This window comes from Pseudoalteromonas sp. ASV78, assembly GCF_047806705.1.
In the GTDB taxonomy this organism is placed as follows: domain Bacteria; phylum Pseudomonadota; class Gammaproteobacteria; order Enterobacterales; family Alteromonadaceae; genus Pseudoalteromonas; species Pseudoalteromonas prydzensis_A.
Genome location: NZ_JBLOPA010000002.1, coordinates 1,006,215 through 1,024,900, shown reverse-complemented (window position 1 = coordinate 1,024,900; position 18,686 = coordinate 1,006,215). Strand labels below are relative to the sequence as shown.

The window sequence follows — 18,686 nt, the reverse complement described above, 5'->3', positions numbered from 1 at the left end:
CAATGCAGTACGATAGCTCGCAAGCAGTAGACACAATCATCTATCAAGCAAAGGTATTTGATGGCTTAGGTAATGCGCCAGTGCAGATGGACGTTGCAATTAAAGGGCAGCAGATTGTCGCGTTGGGTGAGTTATCTGCATACCAAGCTATAGAGAAAGTTAATGCTGATGGACTGTGTTTAGCGCCAGGCTTTATTGATGTACATACTCACGATGATTTAGAAGTACTCAGAAACCCTGATATGGCGGCTAAAATCAGCCAAGGGGTGACAACGGTTATTACTGGCAATTGTGGCATTAGCGCCGCGCCCGCCCAATTAGCCGCGGATGCGCCTGATCCAATGAATCTATTAGGTGATAAAACTGAATTTAAGTTTGCCCAGCTGCGCGATTATATCGACGCTTTTAATGTGCAAAAAGCCAATGTCAATGTGGCAGCGTTGGTTGGGCATACCACGCTTAGAAATAATGTGATGACCGATTTATTACGCGCAGCGACAGCAGCAGAAATCACCTTAATGCAGCAGCAACTAGACCTTGCACTCAGCCAAGGCGCATTGGGCTTGAGTACCGGCCTTGCCTATAAAAATGCCAATCAAGCGCCATCTTCTGAAGTGCACGCATTTGGTGAAGTGTTGAAAAAACACCATGCACTGTATACCACGCATTTACGCACCGAGTTTGACGCCGTACTTGATGCGATGGACGAAGCCTTTGCGATGGAGCAAGTATTTGGCATTAAAGTGATTATTTCACACCTTAAATGCGCGGGTAAAAATAATTGGGGGCGTGCTCCGGAGTTATTGGCTAAGTTTGCCGAGCAAGGTGAACATTCAAAATGCAGTTGCGATGCATACCCGTATGCTGCCAGTTCCAGCACCTTAGATTTAAACCAAGTGACCGATGAATTTGATATTTTTATAACCTGGTCACAAGCGCATCCTGAAATGGCTGAACAGTTACTGGCCGATATCGCTAAACAGTGGGGCGTGAGTTTGCTTGATGCGGCTAAACGACTACAGCCCGCAGGAGCGGTTTACCATGGTCTTAATGAAGACGATGTAAAAACCATTCTTGCCTTTGATAAAACCATGATTGGCTCAGATGGCTTACCGTGCGATCCGCATCCGCATCCGCGTTTGTGGGGCTCATTCCCACGGGTTTTAGGTCATTACAGCCGTGAGCAAGGCCTTTTTTCGTTGGCAACGGCGATCCATAAAATGACCGGTTTAAGTGCTGCAAATTATCGCTTAGCAAACCGTGGAGTGATCAAGGTCGGTTATTTTGCTGATTTAGTATTATTTGATGCCGATGAAATTATCGATAACGCGACCTTTGTTGAGTCTGCCTTACCGGCATCGGGTATTCGTCGGGTTTGGACTAATGGCCAAACCACATTAAAAGATAAACAGGTTCTGCCCGCGTATTCGGGTAAATTTTTAACATCTCTAGGAGCAAGTAAACATGATTAGACGAATTGGTATTGAAGGCGGTAAAGGCACGGGTGGCCAACACTTACCGTTTGCCCGCGCAGTAGAAGCCGGTGGTTGGTTGATGGTGTCAGGGCAAACCCCAATGCAAGACGGCGAAGTGGTTGAAGGCGGTATTATTGAGCAATCAACCCTCGCGATTGAAAATTGCCTCGAGATAATGAAAGAAGCAGGTTACGAGTTAAAAGATGTGGTGCATGTGACGGTTATTTTAACTGACTCGCGTTATTTTCAGTCGTTCAATAAAGTATTTAAAGCGTACTTTGGTGCTAATCCACCAGCACGTATTTGTGCGGTCGCGGATCTAGTTGTCGATTGTAAAGTTGAGGTAGATGTTACTTGTTATAAGGCACCTTAACTTTTTGTCAGCACCTTAATGACAGCGTTGACATACACCTAAGAGCACACAAAATAATAATCGCTCTTAGGTGGCTTGGATATATTAATCAACAGAATAATAACTATCACCAACCGCGTAATTGAAATGACGTGCTGTAGCCAGCGCTGCGTGGAACGGTGGAGCAGGGTGTCTTATGAAGTGGCAATTATTAATAGCCTTTTTGGGCTACTTAGGATTTATGATTTGGTTTGGCTGGTGGGTGAGTCGCAAAGGCAAAGGCGGTGACAATTTTTTACTGGGCGGGCGCAACTTACCTTTTTTACTCACCCTTGGTACAACTGTTGCCACTATGGTGGGCACGGGCTCATCGATGGGGGCGGTTGGCTTTGCCTATTTAAATGGCTGGGCCGGAATGATTTATGGCCTTGGTGGTGCATGCGGTATTTTACTGCTGGCAAAACTGTTTGCCCCTGTGCGTGAGCATGAATTTATGACCATGAGTGAAGAAATATCCTATTATGTTGGCGCTCACCCGGTGGTTAAAAACACCATTGCGGTGTTTATTTTTGTTGCTAGCATTGGCTGGTTAGGCGCACACATTCTCGGTGGTGGTATGTACTTAGCATGGCTAACGGGGCTGTCGCCATTTGCAGCTAAATTAATCATTGCTTTAGGGTTTAGTATTTACGTGGTGATTGGCGGTTATGTGGCTGTGGTATGGACTGACTCGATACAAGCATTAGTGTTATTTGTGGGCTTTTTCTTGATGGCGGGGGTAGCTCTTTATGAAGTGGGTGGCTTAGCAGAGATGGCCAATGCGCAACCTGTACTCAATCGTAGCTTTTTATCGCTGGATAAAATTGGCGTTGTGCATGGCTTATCACTGTTTTTTGCAGTGTTAATTGGTGTGTTAGTTGCGCCTTCGTTTCGCCAGCGTATTTATTCAGGTCGGCATGTTAAAAGCATTCGCCAATCATTCTACCTCTCTGGCGGCTTGTATTTAGTATTTGCCAGCGTGCCTGCCATTATCGGTATGGCTGCATATGCGCTTAATCCTACCTTAGAAAACAGTGCATTTTCGTTCCCTTATATGGCATTTGAATTACTACCGTTTGGTTTAGCCGCGTTGGTGATAATAGCAGGGCTGTCGGCCACTATTTCCAGCGCCAGCTCAGATGCCATTGCTGCGGTGAGCGTGTTAATTCGTGATATCTACAGCTTAGTATTCAAGCGTATGCCGCATGCTAAAGATGTGGTGCTCCTCTCGCGCATTGGTTTGGTAATGACCATCGGCATTGCTTTATTACTGGCGTTATTAACTAACGATGTGATTGGCTATATAACCAATATGATTGCTACGCTCATGTCGGGTTTGTGTGTGTGCGTGTTGTTTGGCCATTTTTGGTCACGCTTTAATTGGCAGGGGGCGATTACTGCGTTAGTGGTGTCTTTATCGGTGTCATTGGCGATTATTGTCACTCCAAATTGGTTAGCATTTTGGAGTAACCCAATTATGCCTGCCACTTTGGCCTCTGCATTATGCGCTGCAATCGTTACCTTAGTTACTCCAATGCAAAAGCACACATCAGCCCAAGCCTTGGCTATTTTACAGGCAGAGCGTGAGGAGATGCAGCATGATTAAAGTGGCATTTTTTGGCGAAGCGATGCAGGAGTTATCGTTAAACAATGAACTGTGTTTTGGTGGCGATAGCTATAATAGCGCGGTGTATTTAAAGCGCTTAGTAATGAGTCATGCTGAGGTCTATTTTGTATCGGCAATCGGCAGTGATGAATTAAGTGATAGGGCTTTCATTCGCTGGCAAAAGCAAGGACTTAATTTACAGTACGTATTACGCAGTGATGTTCGCACTTTAGGCGCTTATGGCATTGTTGTTGATGATAGCGGCGAGCGAACTTTTCATTATGACCGTAAAGACAGCGCTGCCAGAGAATATTTTAATCTTGATCAACAACAGGCTTTTTTAGCGGCACTTAAACATAAGCTATTTGATTATGTGTACTTTTCGGCGATCAGCCTGGCTATTTTAGACGAGCAAAGCAGGCAGTTATTTATGGCCGCGATTGCAGCTTTTAAACAGGCTGGTGGCAAGGTTATTTTTGACAGTAACTATCGCGCGGTACTTTGGCAAAATAAAGCCACTGCGCAAAAATGTTATAAGCAAGCCTATGCCTGTACCGATATTTTATTGGTCACGGATGACGACCACTTTGGCGTTTTTGGGCATGCTGCGCCTCAGCAATTGGTCGATTTTTATCAAGCATATGCGCATAGCTTAGTGATCATTAAACAAGGAGTTAACGACACTTTAGTGCTGCAACAGCAGCTTCTAAGCCGCTACCCTGTGCTGCCTGCAAAGCGTGTTGTTGATACGACTGGCGCAGGAGATGCGTTTGCCGCTGGATTTTTAGCTGAATATTTACTAACGCAACAGTGCGAACCGGCGGTTAATACGGCGCAACAGCTTGCCGCGCAGGTTATTGCTGCAACCGGAGCTGTTGTTGCCACAACAATTACAACAACGCCAAGCAATCAACTAAGCGCTACCGAACAGGACACTGACTATGAATAAGTTTATGTATTTGCTTTGCATCATTATGCTCATCGGCGCACTGCCAAGTACCGCAAGCGCTCAACCCGCACTTATGCCAATGCCTGCAAAGGTACAGATGCTTGCAGGTAAAACCCAATTAAATGCCGAGCTGGGTGTGTATATTAGTAAACAGCAGCAAGCGTTATTAACGCCATTAGTTTTGAATTCAACGTTTGCCCAGCAGTTTACTCGGCTTGATTGGCGTGATGTTAAAAACGCACAGTTACAAATAAGCATCAGCCAAAGCGCTGCGCCTTTACCTTATTTAGGCATGGATGAAAGCTACGAAATTGTCATTGCTGATAACACCGTAAAGCTCACCAGTAACAATCAATATGGTATGTTACGCGGCCTTGCAAGCTTATCGCAGTTATTGTTTAGTGCCGAACAGCCTCGCGAGCTGACAAACCTAACAATAACCGATGCACCTACTTACCCGTGGCGAGGGTTATTGTTTGATGGTGTGCGTCACTTTTTACCGATTGCGGATGTAAAACGCACGCTACGTGGCTTGGCTTCAGCCAAATTTAATGTGTTTCATTGGCATTTAACCGATGATCAGGGCTGGCGCATTGAATTAACTAGTTACCCTAAACTGCATCAACACGCCTCTGATGGTTTGTATTATAGCCAAGCCGAAATTAAAGAGGTGGTTGCGTATGCGGCTAAGTTAGGTATTCGAGTAGTGCCTGAATTTGATGTCCCTGGGCATGCAAGTAGCATTGTACTTGCTTACCCTGAGCTTGGCAGCGGCACAACGTTAACGCAAATAGAGCGTCGTTGGGGCGTTTTTAAACCGTTACTCGACCCAAGTAACCCGAAGGTGTATCAGTTCATTGATGAAGTGGTTGCTGAGCTTGCGGGGTTATTTCCTGATCCGTATTTGCACATTGGCGGCGATGAAGTCGATGATAGTGATTGGCAAAAAAATACTAAAATACAAGCTTTTATGGCGGCAAAAAAATTAGCTGATAGCCATGCTTTACACGCCTACTTTAATCAACGGGTCGCTAAAATTTTAGCAACACACAATAAGCAGATGATTGGCTGGGATGAAGTGCTGCATCCTAGTTTACCAAAAAATACCTTAGTGCAGTCATGGCGCGGGCATCACTCACTAAGCGACATTACCAGCGCAGGCCATGATGGATTACTCTCAAGTGGTTTTTACATTGATCAACCACAATGGACTAGCTATCACTACCGTAATCATCCTATTCAGCCAACGCAAGCGATTGTTGCCGCAAAAAATATAGTAGGGAAGGTGGAATTTACCCTGACGCGCTTAAAAGGCAGTGCTGTTGTTGGTGATGTTACTATTTTTAGCAATCAGCAAGGTAAGTTGTATGGCAAAGTAAGTATTGCAGGTAAAGGCAGTTTTATTACAGAGAATGTGAATAGGGTTGCTGAGCGCTACCAGTTGCAGATTGATACTTGGATGGGGCCAACCAAGCTGACTATTAGCGTTGATAAGGCATCAAATGAGGCTGCGATGATCGGTAACACCCCCTATAAATTTACTGCAGCGGTTATTGATAACCCCTCAGTTAAACAATTAAACCAAGCATTAACCGAGCAACAGCACCGTAAAAAAACAGCCAATGTGCTTGGCGGTGAAGCCACCGCTTGGGCTGAACTTATTACCAGTGATAATTTAGATACGCGTATTTGGCCAAGACTCTATGCAATAGCTGAACGTTTTTGGTCACCGGCGAGTTTAACTGACGAGCGAGATATGTATAAACGCCTTGCAGTGATGGACAACTTTGCTGATCAACAACTTGGTTTATTGCACCAACAACAGTTTATTAAGCGATTAAAGCAGCAACCAGCAGTGACCAGCACTGATCTGAATGCCTTACTTACTTTTACTCAGTTAATTGAGCCTGTGCATTATTATACTTTACACCATTTAGCGTTTTTACGTGGTGACTACCATCAACAAGCGCCACTAAACAAGTTAGTGGATGTATTACCGGTAGAGAGCTTAGCCCTTAAGCAGTTTGATTATAGCGTTGCTGATTACCAGCAGCAGTGTGGCAGTCAACAGCTAGCAACACTGCAAAATCAATTGCTTAGGTGGCAGCAAGTACTTAACGATAACCGTCAGTTGTTTTTAACCATCAATGAATGGCAAGCCAGCTATTTGGCGATTATGACGGCGCTAAAAAATAAAGATAAGTTAAATAAAACGCAGGCCATTGAGATCAATAATGGAGTGATTGCGCAGGTTATAAACTCTATTAATCTGTTAAAGCAAGCGCGGTTAAGTTGCAGCCACTAACAGATTGCCGAGGTTCAAATTAAATGCCCTAATTAGGGCATTTAAAAGTATTAATTTTAATTACTCGGCATTAAAAATAGCTCTCGAACATTACAGCGTTTGTCTGCTTCGATGGCGAAGAGCACGGCATCGGCTACATCTGTTGGGTCGAGTTTGTCGGGTTTAGCTTCATCAAAAAATGGGGTATTTACCATGCCAGGCGCTATGGTGGTACAGCGCCCTTGCCACTCTTTCATTTCTTCTGCGAGGTTTTGTCCAAAGCCATAAGCAAACCATTTTGTTGCACCATACACAGACCCTTTTAGCGCAATCCGTCCTGCGGCGGAGCTGGTTAAAATAAAGTGCCCAGTGGTTTTTTTAAGGTGTGGCAGAGTGAGTTTTGCAGTGTAAAGCAGTGCGTTGATATTTATATCAATCATTGTTTGCCATTGCTGCGGCTCGCCTTCTTCAACTCCTGGGGTTTGTACACCCATACCGGCATTGGCAAATGCGACATCCAGTCGGCCAAAGTGTATTACACCTGCATTAACGACTTTTTCAAGCGATGAAAAATCAGTGGCATCTGCGCAAACGGCTAATGCGTTATCAGCCCCTAACTCTTCAACCAGCACATTAAGTTTATCTTTACTACGAGCAGTCAAAATTACTTTATGACCGCTTGCGACTAACGTTTTTGCTGTCGCTTCACCAATACCGCTTGAAGCACCTGTAATTAGTACAACTTTTTCTTTGCTCATGACTTCCTCCTAGATTAAAGATCTGATATTAGGCTAAATATTCTTTAGCTATGATAGTAACAGTAAGTGATTAACCTCTATTGAATATTTATTATCTAAACCTACTATAGTTAAATTCCCTATGCTTATTTAACCATATGATTTTAAGTTGTTTTTAAAGAAAAAAATAAAAAATTAGGTTTATATTTATTATGCTATATAATCGCGCGGTTTCGCTTTGAGGCTAGCTGATTTTTTCGCGGGCTACAAATCGCAAATGGTTATATCGGCTCAAACTTTTTGGCTTATAACAATGTGGTTTTAACCTTGTGTAAGCTATGTTAAACCTTGCTCAATTGCAGCAATTATTACCGGAAATAAAACGTGAAAGATAAGCTTTTAGTATTTTGGCAAAACCATTCAGAAACCATAATGACTTTAGGTTATAAACTGATTTTAGCGTTGGCTATTGTTATAGCTAGTGTGCTTATTGCGCGCTCTGTTAAAAGAGCGATCCAAAACTCTAAGTCGCCTCTAAAGAAAATAGATAAAACCTTACTGCCGATCCTCTCGAGTGTGCTGGGTTACTTGGTGTATATCATTGCTGGGTTGTTTATTTTAGATATTTTTGGTGTTAATACGGCCAGTTTAATAGCACTGATGGGGGCGGCTGGCCTCGCAATTGGCCTTGCGTTAAAGAATACCCTCAGTAATATTGCCGCAGGTATTATGTTGCTGATACTTAGGCCGTTTAAAGTGGGTGACTTTGTTGATGCCAGTGGCACAACGGGTACTGTGAGTGAAATTAACCTCTTTACGACTATTTTTAAAACCAATGATGGCCTGTATATCGCTTCGCCAAATGGCAAAGTGTGGGGTGGTAATATTAAAAATTTCACCCGTAATGGTAAAAGACGCATGGATATTGTGGTGGGTATTTCGTTTGTTGACTCAATAGATGATGGCTTAAAGGTACTTAAAGAAATAGCCGCGTCAGAAAGCCGATTATTACCAGAGCCTGCACCAAAAGTAATGGTGGCATCAATCGGTGAAAGCGCGGTGAATATTCAATTGCGTGCATGGACTGTGAATGGCGATTATTGGCAAACTGTTTGGGATCTTAATAAACGGGTGAAAGAGTCTATTGAGCAAGCAGGTCTGACAATTCCATTTCCGCAACGTACGCTACATATAGCAGAGTCGATGGCCTCGGCGATCACCGTTAACAAAGAAGTTTAACAGTTGCGTTTGAAAGTATCTGAATGTAGATAAAAAACCCGTCAGTGTTAACTGGCGGGTTATACAGAGCCGATTTATTGTTACTGGCTAATAGTGAAAGTCACGTCAAGATCATCACCCGCGGTTACCGTAACAGGTTTAACTTGGTACAGGGTAAATGCTTCATCTTGTATTTCAGCATCATCAATGTGTGCGACGCAGGTATAAGCTAATTGATAATCACCCGGGGTGATGAAAGCAAGCTCAAACTCATATTGATTGTCTTCGCTATCAAATACCACATTGGCTGTCGCTAAAGGCGCATCAGCAGGTGTTTCATCCTCGGTTACTTCGTAATTGTCCAGTGGTGCTGCTACATCACTGTTATAAAGGTAAACAGTATGGCCAAATGAGCCATCAGCAGCGGCAAGGGTGATGTTATCTGTTTCACAGTTGGCGATGAGTGCATCGCTCACTGTACCTTCAATATCTTCTGACTCAGCTAGGTTCTCTAAACGAACGCCGCGAGGCTTTAAAAATATTTCATCGCTGTTTTGTGGATCGACAAGGGATTTTTTCAGATCAAATTCAAGTACAAAATCATTGTCTGCTTGGTTGAGGGTAAAGCCGTCAAGTTGGATTTCACCAATGCCGTCATTCCCTTTGCGTTTAACAACCAGTGGGGCGATGCTACCGTCTTCATAAACAACATGGGAGGTCATGGTGAGGTCGTTGACATCGCCATTAATGACATCGGCACGGATCCATGAATACTCACCTGCTGGTACGTCTTCATCATCTAATAATGAGAAGATGTCATCGCCAGTATAGTCAAGCAGGTTTACCATTTCAGGTTTGCTTGCGTCATCCGCTTCACGTGTTGCAAAGGTAATATCTTGCCCACCTTCAGCTTGCCTTAGGGTGATAGAGTTAAATACGACATTAACTTCGCGTAAGCCGCTAACAGGTGCATCAGATACACCTAGACTAAATTTTGCAGACTGCGGTGTTGTTGGTGAGTCATCCTTGTCTGAGCCACCACATGCAGTAAGCGCAACTAAAATAGCGCTACTTAATAGTGTTGTTTTGATATTCATAATTTAACCTTTTCCTCAGTGTTGGCATCAGTATAGAGGTTAATACTTAACGTAACTTGAATTGGTGTTAATACATTGTTTCAATGTTGGGGTTAGGTATACATTTTGGCAGGCTAAGCAGTGTTTTGATGGTGTGACTCAACTTGAATTATGGCATTCGCGGCGGCTTTAATAGTCATGATGCAAACGCGATAGATCAATAAAGCAAGGAACAAATATGCAAGTCTTAGATTTAGAAAACAAGGTGAAGTAAACATATTAATGCGCTGTTTGTTATCGACTCATTATTGCTAAAAATTAAGCTCTCGCAGCGAAAAATCCCGCTTTTTGCTTATCTCAACGGCAATTTTCCACCAATAAACCCAGTTTAGTGTAACTGGAGCAATTGGTGGCTAGATCATAATGTGAAATTCACTCGCAGCACAAATTAACGCTGGAATGCATACACAGAGCCTAAATTTAAAATGTGGGTTAGCTCATCGAGCGCTTGGTAGCTTTCGGTTAATAAATTAGCATCGGCAAAGTCGTCATTACTGAGTTTGTCGCGGTAATGTTTATTTGCCCAACCACACAGTTGTTGGTACTTACTATCGTTTAAAATAACCGCAGGATTCACTGCCGCTAGCTCTTGCTGATTAAGCGCTACACGTAAACGTAAACACGCTGGGCCACCACCATTTTGCATGCTCTGTTTAAGATCAAAAAACTGCACTTGATTGATTGGGTTATCAGCACTGATCAGCTCATTGATATAGGCATTTACTGCGCTGTTATTATGGCACTCTTGTGGCGCTACCAGCAGCATTTTACCATTACTTAAACTCACCAACTGGCTGTTAAATAAGTAACTGGTTACGGCATCTGTAATGCTGACTTTTGCACTTGGCACTTCAATAATGTGTAGCGTTTCATCACCTTGATAAGCATGTCGAAGTTGTTTTAAGGCATCGCTTTGATTTAAAAAAGCTTGTTCATGGCAAAGTAGGACATTGGCGTTACCCACGGCAATAACATCGTTATGGAACACACCTTGGTCAATCACCGCGGGGTTTTGTTGCAGTAATAATTGACTCGATGATTTTAATTGATGTAATCGGCAAATGGCTTGCGATGCCTCGAGCGTTTGCCGTGCAGGAAACTTACTTGGTTTTGGTAATGTGCTGTTAAAACTACTTGCACCAAATACAAACAGCTCTAACCCTTGTTTGCCATGTGCATCGGTTAGGCGAGTATGATTAGCGGCGCCTTCATCGCCGAAAAAGCCTTGATCGGGTAAATGCTCATGATGACTAAAATAGCTGTCGTTATTGAACATGGCTTTGAGTAAGCGAGTTGTGGTAGCAGGCTCTAACGAACGATGAAACTTATTGTTCAAGTTAGCCGCAGTAAAGTGCACTTTGCCATCGAGGGTATCCGCTGAGGGGGAAACTGTGGCTGCATTTGCAGTCCACATTGCCGAGGCTGAATAACAGGCACGTAAAAGTACCGGATCTGCCTTAAATGCTTTGCTGATCACTTCATTATCTTTACCAGTAAAACCTAAACGACGTAATACGTTGATGTCAGGTCTGGCATGCGGGGCAAAAACACCTTGGCTAAGCCCTAAATCATGCATTGCCTTCATTTTTGCAAGGCCTTGCAGTACCGCCTCTTTTGGATTTGAGTAACTAGCTGCATTACTTAATGATGCAACGTTACCATATGATAATCCCGCGTAGTTGTGAGTCGGGCCCACAAGGCCATCAAAATTTACTTCTACTGCTGTCATTATTGTCCCGCAATTTTACTAATTGAGTGTCATTAAACTATACAGAAAATAACCTGCGATGGTTTAATTAAAATTAGCTAATTCTAGCTCTACCGTTTGTAAGTGCTGTTGCAAACGTTTTTGCGCCGCGAGTAAATAAGTTTTCTGTTGCGATATTCTTGCTTGCTGTTGACGCAGTGCTTTATAAATAACGCGTTTCGGTAAATCATAGTGCTCTGATGCTTCACTAATCGTTAATTGATGTACCGATAATTTTTTTAGCGCTTCGTCTAAGTGCGGATAGTTATTTAACATATCTACGCTCCTTTTCTGACGTAGTGTGTGGATCATTGGCATGGTGTACATGCCAAACACTAATGTCTAAGTGCCATAATAGATATAACATGTGATAAAAGTTAGCCATAGCTCGCTCCCTGTAAACGAGGTAAATGAAGATAAAACTCACTATTAATGAGTTACCTTTTCTATAAGGAAGATCTATGCCAGAGTTAATATTTATTTTTAGTTAAATAATATCAATGACTTGTGTTTGTTCTGCTTATTGTCGATTGAGTATAAGCACTAATGTAGTGAAAAGTGATGATGGCTTTGCACTTTGCTGGAGCAAAAGGAGTGTATTAACAGTAAATATACATTATTATAAATTAAACCTTGCAGTTGTTAGTTAACGCATTGTATAAAAATGAGTTTTTAATGATTATTGTTTTAGTGGTGATGTTTTGCCTTGGATTTGACTCTTATATGTACAGCCATTTTTTAAATAACTAATTAATATATCCTATTATGTTTAAATTATTATTCTTATTACTGTTTTCTAGCGCACCTTTTGCTGGGGAGGTTTTTACTGCATTCCCATCAACTATTGATGCAACGCAAAAATATGTGTTTTATTCTCATGGGTTGATTGTCGAAGGTACTAACCCAAGGCCAGTTAATTCGCGTTGGGGGACTTATGAATTTCCAGAAATAAAAGCAGCGCTTGCAGACACAGATTATAATCTGATTGCATATCACAGGGCTAATAATACTCAGCCTAAAGCTTTTGCCCAAAAACTAGCAAGCGATGTTCGTTTGCTCATCGCAAAGGGCGTTCCAGCTGGCAATATTTCACTGATTGGTTTTTCCCGTGGTGGTGCTATTACTATTTTGGCCTCTAATCTATTGGCGAATAATGATGTAACTTATATTATTTTGGCTGGTTGTGGTCGCTATTTGCAAAATAACCCAGAGTTAAACGTGTATGGAAGTATTTATTCGATATTTGAAACTTCGGATGATGTGGGTTCTTGTCAGTTGCTAATAGATCGTAGTAAAGGTGTGAAGCGTTTTACTGAAATATCAATCAGCACCGATAAAGAGCATGGCGCTTTTTATACACCAATAGCTGAGTGGGTGGTACCAGTAAAAACATGGCTGAAACAATCAACCCATCACCGTGCTGCAAACTAGATGCACAAGTCTATTTAAATTAACACTGACAAGGAGCCGTTTTGGAAATTAGGAAGTTAAATGCCTTGCGTGGCATAGCTGCAATGATTGTTTTTATAACCCATTTTAGTGATATAACTAACTGGTTTGATGGGGTGTTGGGTGGTGGCTCCGGCGCATATGGGGTGATGCTGTTTTTTATGTTGAGTGGCTTTTTAATGTCATACCTCTACTTAGAAAAAGCGTTTAATAAAGAGCATGTAAAACATTATTTTTTAGCCCGAGCGGGGAGAGTGCTACCACTTTATTTAGCTGTTGTCTTAGGCTCATATTTATTCACTCAATTTGACCAAAACCTGTTGTATGACATACCTAACGTTAATATTCTATTGGGTCACTTATTGTTTTTACATGGTGAAAGCGTGCTGTGGTCTATCCCGCCAGAGGTGCAGTTTTATCTGATTTTTATCATTTTTTGGGCTTTTGCTAAAAACCGAGCTGGGTATATTTATGTATCAATAATCACGGTGATGCTTGTCTTGTTTTTGACAAATTTTCCTAGGATAAGTGGTGATTTAAATGGTATTCCCTACAATGTGTTTAATTCAATCCGAAGCCTTCCTTTCTTTTTTGTTGGGGTTATTTTTGGTTTACATTACAAGTCATTAGTAATACCAAGCTACCTTAAAAAGCATTGCTTTGTATTTTCGCTTTGTCTGATACCGTTATTGTATCCAGAGTTTACGCCAGTAACATCCGACGCTAAACGTAAGATGTGGTTAAGTTATGAAGTACTGCTGGTAATGAGTAGTGTGTTTTTTGCAGTCGTGTTTTTGGTTCCTGATAATAACGTTTTGTTAGCTAATAAGATCACTGATTTATTAGGTAAAGTCTCATATTCTTTGTATTTACTGCATATGCCGATTATCGTGCAAGTGAACAAACTTAATTTATCTATAGAAATTAAATTGTTAGTTTCACTATTTGCCAGTGTCTTGTTGGCATATCTGTCGTATAGCTACTTTGAAAAACCTATAGCAAATTTAATACGTAGTACTAAATCGAGTAACATAAAAAACGCGACTAAAGCTTTGATATAAAAGCTTTAGTCTGAGGTAATGAATAGTGTGAAAATATTATGACAGTACTACTACGGTAATTGGGTTAGTTAAAACCCTTCAAGTACTAGCTTACCGCGCGATTGATGAGATTCTAAAATTTCATGTGCTTTGAGTAAATTCTCAACGTTAATTTTCCCTAAATGTTGTCCTAGGGTGGTTTTAATGGTGCCGTTATCAACCAACTTTGCTAATTCAGTAAGTAACTGATGTTGCGCTATCATATCCTCGGTTTGAAACATTGAACGGGTATACATAAACTCCCAATGCAGTGAAATACTTTTACGCTTGAGCTTTAAAATATCAAAACTGGCTGGGTCGTCTATTAACGCTAATTTACCTTGTGGCTTGATCACTTTGATGATTTCATCAAGATGTTGATCGGTATGAGTTAGGCTTATTACATAATCAAATTCAGCAAGGTTATGCTCAGTTCGTTGTGCATCTAAGCTTTGCGAGTGATCAAGCACTTGATCAACACCTAATTCGTTTAGCCATTTTACACTATCGGCTCTTGATGCAGTACCAACAACGGTTAAGTTAGTAAGCTGTTTTGCCAACTGCACTAAAATTGAGCCTACACCACCTGCGGCGCCAATAACTAATAATGAAGCCGGTTTAGCATTGTTACCTTTGGGTATTTGCAAACGATCAAACAGTAGCTCCCACGCGGTTATACTGGTAAGCGGTAAAGCAGCCGCTTCAGCGTCGCTAAGTGATGACGGGGCACGGCCAACAATGCGTTCATCTACCAGTTGCAGTTGGGCATTGCTACCTGAGCGAGTTAAGTCTCCGGCGTAATACACTCGGTCGCCAATATCAAATAAACTAACCTTGTCACCAGCGGCTTTAACGATACCTACAGCATCCCAACCAATGACTTTATGGCCGTGTTCTGGGCTTACATTGGCACGGATTTTGGTATCCACGGGGTTGACTGAAATAGCATTTACCGCAACCAATAAATCATGGCCCTGCACCGTTGGTGTTGGTAATTCGATAATTTCGAAAGAATCTTCGCTGAGTGTTTTTGTAGCTGCTTGGTAACCAATGGCTTTCATGAGTTGCTCCGTTGAATCAAATTTCTATATGCACACTATAGCGCAGCTTTATAATAGAAAAAGGGTGTTATGACTGAATCACTATCAAATGTTTTTTGATAATTGCCTTTACTTAGGCTAAATCTGTATTGAGTTTATCGAGCAGTGTAATGAGTTGTATTGCTTCTTGCTCATTGATTGAAGAAAACTGACAGCGTATTTGCTGAGGAATTGCAGCTGCTTGCTGTTGCATTTTCACTCCATGCGGCAGCAATTTGACAAGTTTCTTGCGCTTGTCATCGTCATCTTTAATAACCACTAATAATTGTTTATCGGTCATTTTTTTTAAAATTTGGGTCATTGCCCCACCGTCTATGGCGGTTTTTTTCAGCAGTTGAGCAATGGTTATTTTATCTTCTTCCCATAACGCCATCATCACCACGTATTGTGGGTAGGTGAGCTCAAGCGCATTGAGGGCATCTCGATAGGCACGCACTACAGAATTGGATGCCATATACAAACGATGACAAAGTTGATTATCTAATTTTAGTTGTGGGTATTTCATAACGACTCTCGCATAGTGATAGAGTATTTTAGTTTGTACACAAAATATTTGCAATGTTCACTAAAGTGGTCTATTGTTTTGCATGCAAAGTAAATTTAATCCTCACTTAAACAAGGAAAATACCATGAAAGAATTACTACAAGTCGCTTACACAGCTAAAGCAACTGCAACGGGTGGCCGCGAAGGGTCTGCAAAATCTGACGATGGCCGTTTAGATGTTGCACTTTCAACACCAAAAGGTTTAGGCGGCGATGATGGCCAAGGTACAAACCCTGAGCAGTTATTTGCAGCGGGTTATGCAGCTTGTTTTATTGGCGCATTAAAATTAGTGGCAGGCCAAGCTAAAGTAAAATTGCCAGCAGATACACGTATTGACTCAGAAGTATCGATTGGTCCAATCGAAGGTGGTTTTGGTATTGCGGTAAAATTAGCGGTGTTTGTTGGCGATGTTGATAAAGCCACCGCAGAGCAATTAGTGGCTAAAGCACACGAAGTTTGCCCATATTCAAATGCTACCCGTGGTAATATCGCGATTGCATTGTCGGTTATCTAACTTATTGTAAATTTAAAATAATTTATATTTATAAAAGGCGTATTTAAGATAGAAATGCGCCTTTTTTGTGGCTATTTTTTTATAATTCTGTGCTTATTAGATCACCACTTATAACGAAGAAGCGCAATTGTGATAATTCGTACTTAACTTTGCAATCCTCGCTAAATAGTATTTGCACATCAATTAATGGGTTTTTTTCAACAAAATAGATTAACTTATGAATAATTGAACTAGAATGTAAACGTAGTTTTAATTAAAGGATAAGTGGAATGCGGCAGTTAGCGTTAGCAAAAAAATTACTTTGGCTCACTTTAGGCAGTATATTTTTAACCGTATTGGTATTGTCGAGTGTGCTGTGGTGGCAACTTTCAAGTAGTAATAAAGTACTTTCAGTGCAGGCTGAAAAACTGATTGTTGCAGAGGTAGAAGACAAACTCGTCACCAATGCCGCAGCCTACGGTGAAAAAATTGCTGGTTTTATTAATGAAGCTTATCGCGTGCCTTTTTCACTGGCTGCAACATTGGGTAGCCAAACTGCAGCAGATAGTTTAACGCGTGAATCTGTGGAGCAGCTCAACCGCTCAATTATTGTCGGTAACTCATTACTCTCGTCTATTTATTCTCAGTTTGAAGCCAATGGTTTTGATGGTGAGGATCAGCAATATATGAATGGCTATGCTCACTCTGTGGCAGGTCAGGGCACCTTAGAAATTTACTTTACGCGCAGCCGTGAAGGGGTGATTGAACAGCAAGTTGTTGAAGATGCAGCAGAAAAATACGTTACGACCTTAAACGAATTTGGGCAACGTGAAGCCGAATGGTATTTATGTGCCAAAGACAACCAAAAACCATGCATTATGGAGCCCTACCTTTACGAAATATCGCCAGGTTACTCAGAAATGATGACCTCGTTGACTGTGCCAATACTTCGCGACGGTAAGTTTATTGGTCTTAGTGGTGTTGATATTACACTGCCAGTTTTTCAAACCATGACAGAGCAGTTATCAAAAGAGTTATATAACGGTCAAGCGCGCGTGACACTACTCAGCTCGCTCGATTTGATTGTGGGCAGTAGTCACTATAAAGAAAAATTAGGACGTCCACTTAAAGAAGCCGTGCCAGCAGCGATTTTTGATCATTATAGCAGTTTAAATAAACAGGTCAGTGTGCAAAAGGTTAACAGTGAGTATTTAGTTAACTATCCAATTGACATTAAATTAGCAGGAAAAAAATGGACACTGTTAGTAGAAGTGCCAGCGGTGCTTGCATTACAAGGTCCGCAAGCGCTTAGTGCCAGTATGCAGGATAACGCCAACACCCTCGGTGGGCTAATTTTGATCTCGGGTTTAGTAATTGCAGGTGCTGCATTTATCATTATGACGTTAGTTGTAAAAAGCATTGTTGCGCCACTACAACAAATTCAGCAACGGGTTGATAATTTAGCCAGTAGCGAAGGGGATTTAACGCAAACTTTAAGTGTTGATAGCCATGCTGAATTAATAGCGCTTGCTGTAGGCTTTAATGCATTTTTAGAAAAATTACGTGATTTGATTGCGCAACTTAAAGATGTATCTGGGCAAACTAAACAACAAGCTCAAATTGCCGCCCATGTTGCGGTTGAGACAAAACAGAATGTACAGGCGCAATTTCAAGAAATTGAAAGTGTAGTAACGGCAATGAACGAAATGAGTGCGACCGCACTTGAGGTCGCTCGTGCATCTGAGCAATCAGCGCAACAAGCCGATGAAATTAATACCTTAGTGGTGCGTAGTGAAACAAGTTTATCGTCTGCGGTATCGCAAGTAAAAACCATGTCAGAAGAAATAAAACAAGCTAATCAGGCAGTTGAAAAAGTAGCCGCACGTAGTAACGACATCACCCAGATTTTAGATGTGATCCGAACCATTTCAGAACAAACTAATCTATTGGCACTCAATGCAGCTATTGAAGCAGCTCGCGCTGGTGAGCAGGGTCGTGGCTTTGCCGTTGTTGCTGATGAAGTCAGGGCGCTTGCTTCAAAAACACGTGCCTCAACAGATGATATTAGTGGCTTAATTGACAACTTACAGCTAGAAGTTGGTAATGCATCTAAAGTGATTGAGCAAGGAGTCGTGAGAGCACAAACTGCGGTGGATGAGACAACCGTTGCCTTTGATGCCTTGCACAGTGTGGTGGTTAAAGTGGAAGAAATTACCAACCAGATCACCCAAATTGCAACCGCTGCTGAAGAGCAAAGCTCTGTCACTGAAGAGATCAATCGTAATTTAACGTTGATCTCCGATGCCGCGTCACAATTGGCCGAACTATCAACTCAAGCGGGCGATGGTAGTCAGATGTTAAATCAACTCGTTGCGCAACAAGATGACGAGTTAAATAAGCTAAAAACATAGTGAATTAACCGCACTTAATCATCGCAGTAATGGCGAAGGTAGCAAGGCTATTTGAAGGGTATCAAGT

General features: G+C 41.8%; 16 protein-coding genes. 10 read left to right on the top strand and 6 right to left on the bottom strand.

What is annotated here, in order from left to right; genetic code table 11:
• Positions 1-2: 2 nt before the first annotated feature.
• The 5 genes from ACMVDV_RS22400 to ACMVDV_RS22380 all read left to right on the top strand — a co-directional run bounded on the left by ACMVDV_RS22400 (position 3) and on the right by ACMVDV_RS22380 (position 6,726).
• Positions 3-1,472: an N-acyl-D-amino-acid deacylase family protein gene (locus ACMVDV_RS22400; protein ID WP_416159737.1), complete on the top strand. Its 1,470-nt coding sequence runs from the start codon at positions 3-5 to the stop codon at positions 1,470-1,472.
• On the top strand, positions 1,465-1,848 hold the full coding sequence (locus tag ACMVDV_RS22395; protein WP_304181428.1) for a RidA family protein: 384 nt from the start codon (positions 1,465-1,467) through the stop codon (positions 1,846-1,848). Before ACMVDV_RS22400 ends, ACMVDV_RS22395 begins: the two co-directional genes overlap by 8 nt.
• A 175-nt stretch (positions 1,849-2,023) precedes the next feature.
• The gene (locus ACMVDV_RS22390; RefSeq protein WP_416159736.1) at positions 2,024-3,472 is read left to right on the top strand and encodes a sodium:solute symporter family protein; all 1,449 of its coding nucleotides are present in this window, start codon (positions 2,024-2,026) and stop codon (positions 3,470-3,472) included.
• Positions 3,465-4,421, top strand: coding sequence for a sugar kinase (locus ACMVDV_RS22385; RefSeq protein ID WP_416159735.1), 957 nt, complete (start codon positions 3,465-3,467; stop codon positions 4,419-4,421). The genes ACMVDV_RS22390 and ACMVDV_RS22385 overlap by 8 nt, the downstream gene beginning before the upstream one ends.
• Positions 4,414-6,726: a family 20 glycosylhydrolase gene (locus ACMVDV_RS22380; RefSeq protein ID WP_416159734.1), complete on the top strand. Its 2,313-nt coding sequence runs from the start codon at positions 4,414-4,416 to the stop codon at positions 6,724-6,726. Before ACMVDV_RS22385 ends, ACMVDV_RS22380 begins: the two co-directional genes overlap by 8 nt.
• A gap of 56 nt (positions 6,727-6,782) precedes the next feature.
• Here ACMVDV_RS22380 and ACMVDV_RS22375 read toward each other — a convergent pair whose 3' ends face one another.
• Positions 6,783-7,463 (bottom strand): SDR family oxidoreductase, encoded by a 681-nt coding sequence (locus ACMVDV_RS22375; RefSeq protein WP_416159733.1) that lies wholly within the window; start codon positions 7,461-7,463, stop codon positions 6,783-6,785.
• A gap of 363 nt (positions 7,464-7,826) precedes the next feature.
• Between ACMVDV_RS22375 and ACMVDV_RS22370 the strand changes: the two genes are divergently transcribed.
• Positions 7,827-8,681 (top strand): mechanosensitive ion channel family protein, encoded by an 855-nt coding sequence (locus tag ACMVDV_RS22370; RefSeq protein WP_416159732.1) that lies wholly within the window; start codon positions 7,827-7,829, stop codon positions 8,679-8,681.
• An 80-nt stretch (positions 8,682-8,761) separates the two neighbouring features.
• On the opposite strand, the gene ACMVDV_RS22365 is transcribed toward ACMVDV_RS22370, so the two are convergent.
• The 3 genes from ACMVDV_RS22365 to ACMVDV_RS22355 form a co-directional block, all read right to left on the bottom strand.
• Complete coding sequence (locus ACMVDV_RS22365; RefSeq protein WP_416159731.1) at positions 8,762-9,757, bottom strand: DUF4382 domain-containing protein; 996 nt, start codon at positions 9,755-9,757, stop codon at positions 8,762-8,764.
• A gap of 427 nt (positions 9,758-10,184) precedes the next feature.
• A complete protein-coding gene (gene astB, locus ACMVDV_RS22360; RefSeq protein WP_416159730.1) occupies positions 10,185-11,525 on the bottom strand; it encodes an N-succinylarginine dihydrolase in 1,341 nt (446 codons plus the stop codon).
• A 63-nt stretch (positions 11,526-11,588) separates the two neighbouring features.
• Positions 11,589-11,819, bottom strand: a complete 231-nt coding sequence (locus ACMVDV_RS22355; protein ID WP_416159729.1) for a helix-turn-helix domain-containing protein — start codon at positions 11,817-11,819, stop codon at positions 11,589-11,591.
• 489 nt (positions 11,820-12,308) lie between these two features.
• On the opposite strand from ACMVDV_RS22355, the gene ACMVDV_RS22350 reads away from it, so the two are divergent.
• Together ACMVDV_RS22350 and ACMVDV_RS22345 are read left to right on the top strand one after the other, a co-directional pair.
• Complete coding sequence (locus ACMVDV_RS22350; protein ID WP_416159728.1) at positions 12,309-12,974, top strand: alpha/beta hydrolase; 666 nt, start codon at positions 12,309-12,311, stop codon at positions 12,972-12,974.
• 41 nt (positions 12,975-13,015) lie between these two features.
• Positions 13,016-14,053 (top strand): acyltransferase family protein, encoded by a 1,038-nt coding sequence (locus tag ACMVDV_RS22345; protein WP_416159727.1) that lies wholly within the window; start codon positions 13,016-13,018, stop codon positions 14,051-14,053.
• A gap of 68 nt (positions 14,054-14,121) precedes the next feature.
• On the opposite strand, the gene ACMVDV_RS22340 is transcribed toward ACMVDV_RS22345, so the two are convergent.
• Both ACMVDV_RS22340 and ACMVDV_RS22335 read right to left on the bottom strand, forming a co-directional pair.
• Positions 14,122-15,132: a zinc-binding alcohol dehydrogenase family protein gene (locus tag ACMVDV_RS22340; RefSeq protein ID WP_416159726.1), complete on the bottom strand. Its 1,011-nt coding sequence runs from the start codon at positions 15,130-15,132 to the stop codon at positions 14,122-14,124.
• A gap of 112 nt (positions 15,133-15,244) precedes the next feature.
• On the bottom strand, positions 15,245-15,676 hold the full coding sequence (locus tag ACMVDV_RS22335) for a MarR family winged helix-turn-helix transcriptional regulator (protein ID WP_416159725.1): 432 nt from the start codon (positions 15,674-15,676) through the stop codon (positions 15,245-15,247).
• A gap of 124 nt (positions 15,677-15,800) precedes the next feature.
• On the opposite strand from ACMVDV_RS22335, the gene ACMVDV_RS22330 reads away from it, so the two are divergent.
• Both ACMVDV_RS22330 and ACMVDV_RS22325 read left to right on the top strand, forming a co-directional pair.
• Positions 15,801-16,229 carry an organic hydroperoxide resistance protein gene (locus ACMVDV_RS22330; protein ID WP_304181449.1) on the top strand — a complete coding sequence of 143 codons (429 nt, stop codon included), beginning with the start codon at positions 15,801-15,803 and terminating at the stop codon, positions 16,227-16,229.
• Positions 16,230-16,498: 269 nt separating this feature from the next.
• Entirely contained in the window at positions 16,499-18,619 is a 2,121-nt protein-coding gene (locus tag ACMVDV_RS22325) for a methyl-accepting chemotaxis protein (protein WP_416159724.1), read from the top strand.
• Positions 18,620-18,686: the final 67 nt, after the last annotated feature.

Coding starts and splice junctions, on each gene's coding strand:
- ACMVDV_RS22400 (WP_416159737.1), top strand. CDS start 3: ATGCAGTACGATAGCTCGCAAGCAGTAGACACAATCATCTATCAAGCA.
- ACMVDV_RS22395 (WP_304181428.1), top strand. CDS start 1,465: ATGATTAGACGAATTGGTATTGAAGGCGGTAAAGGCACGGGTGGCCAA.
- ACMVDV_RS22390 (WP_416159736.1), top strand. CDS start 2,024: ATGAAGTGGCAATTATTAATAGCCTTTTTGGGCTACTTAGGATTTATG.
- ACMVDV_RS22385 (WP_416159735.1), top strand. CDS start 3,465: ATGATTAAAGTGGCATTTTTTGGCGAAGCGATGCAGGAGTTATCGTTA.
- ACMVDV_RS22380 (WP_416159734.1), top strand. CDS start 4,414: ATGAATAAGTTTATGTATTTGCTTTGCATCATTATGCTCATCGGCGCA.
- ACMVDV_RS22375 (WP_416159733.1), bottom strand. CDS start 7,463: ATGAGCAAAGAAAAAGTTGTACTAATTACAGGTGCTTCAAGCGGTATT.
- ACMVDV_RS22365 (WP_416159731.1), bottom strand. CDS start 9,757: ATGAATATCAAAACAACACTATTAAGTAGCGCTATTTTAGTTGCGCTT.
- astB (WP_416159730.1), bottom strand. CDS start 11,525: ATGACAGCAGTAGAAGTAAATTTTGATGGCCTTGTGGGCCCGACTCAC.
- ACMVDV_RS22355 (WP_416159729.1), bottom strand. CDS start 11,819: ATGTTAAATAACTATCCGCACTTAGACGAAGCGCTAAAAAAATTATCG.
- ACMVDV_RS22350 (WP_416159728.1), top strand. CDS start 12,309: ATGTTTAAATTATTATTCTTATTACTGTTTTCTAGCGCACCTTTTGCT.
- ACMVDV_RS22340 (WP_416159726.1), bottom strand. CDS start 15,132: ATGAAAGCCATTGGTTACCAAGCAGCTACAAAAACACTCAGCGAAGAT.
- ACMVDV_RS22335 (WP_416159725.1), bottom strand. CDS start 15,676: ATGAAATACCCACAACTAAAATTAGATAATCAACTTTGTCATCGTTTG.
- ACMVDV_RS22330 (WP_304181449.1), top strand. CDS start 15,801: ATGAAAGAATTACTACAAGTCGCTTACACAGCTAAAGCAACTGCAACG.
- ACMVDV_RS22325 (WP_416159724.1), top strand. CDS start 16,499: ATGCGGCAGTTAGCGTTAGCAAAAAAATTACTTTGGCTCACTTTAGGC.